Genomic DNA, 1,182 nt, shown 5'->3' with positions numbered 1-1,182 from the left:
GTGCGGCGGGGTGCCCGGGGGTGCCCCGCCGGTGCCCGCTACGGCAGGTTGCGGGCCATCACGATGCGCTGGACCTGGTTGGTGCCCTCGTAGATCTGCGTGATCTTCGCGTCCCGCATCATCCGCTCCACCGGGTAGTCCCGCGTGTACCCGTACCCACCCAGCAACTGCACCGCGTCCGTCGTGATCTCCATCGCCGCGTCCGACGCGAAACACTTCGCCGACGCCCCGAAGAACGTCAGGTCCCCGTCCCCGCGCTGCGACTTCGCCGCCGCGACATACGTCAACTGCCGCGCCGCCTCCAGCTTCATCGCCATGTCCGCCAACATGAACTGCACACCCTGGAAATCACCGATCGGCTTCCCGAACTGCCTACGCTCGCGCACATACCCCTTCGCGTAGTCCAACGCCCCCTGCGCGATCCCCACCGCCTGCGCCGCGATCGTCACCCGCGTGTGGTCCAGCGTCCGCATCGCCGTCGCGAACCCCGTCCCCTCCGCACCGATCATCCGGTCCGCCGGAATCCGCACATTGTCGAAGTACACCTCACGCGTCGGCGACCCCTTGATCCCCAACTTCCGCTCCGGCGCCCCGAACGACACACCCTCGTCGCCCTTCTCCACCACGAACGCCGAGATCCCCTTGCTCCGCAGCTCCGGATCCGTCACCGCCATCACCGTGTAGAACTCCGACACCCCCGCGTTGGTGATCCACCGCTTCACCCCGTTCAACACCCAGAAGTCCCCGTCCCGCACCGCCCGCGTCCGCATCCCCGCCGCGTCCGAACCCGCCTCCGGCTCCGACAGGCAGTACGAGAACATCCCCTCACCCCGCGCCAACGCCCCCAGGTACTTCGCCTTCAACTCCGGCGACCCCGACAACTGCACCGGCAACGAACCCAGCTTGTTCACCGCCGGGATCAACGACGACGAGGCGCACACCCGCGCCACCTCCTCGATCACGATCACCGTCGCCAGCGCGTCCGCCCCCGCACCACCGAACTCCTCCGGCACGTGCACCGCATGCAGGTCGTTGCCCCGCAACGCGTCCAACGCCTCCTGCGGGAACCGACCCTGCTCGTCCACCTCCGCCGCGAACGGAGCGATCTTCGCCTCGGCCAGCGAACGCACCGCCTCACGCAGCATCTCGTGCTCCTCGGAGATCCGGAAGAGATCGAAGTCC

General features: G+C 68.3%; 1 protein-coding gene. It reads right to left on the bottom strand.

Annotated elements, in window-relative coordinates:
* Positions 1 to 38 precede the first annotated feature (38 nt).
* The coding region (locus ACFVYI_RS42450) for an acyl-CoA dehydrogenase family protein (protein WP_387895490.1) at positions 39 to 1,182 on the bottom strand (1,144 nt) is incomplete at its 5' end.

The organism is Kitasatospora sp. NPDC058218, assembly GCF_042882445.1.
Taxonomy (GTDB): domain Bacteria; phylum Actinomycetota; class Actinomycetes; order Streptomycetales; family Streptomycetaceae; genus Kitasatospora.
This window is presented reverse-complemented; position numbering and strand designations above follow the sequence as displayed.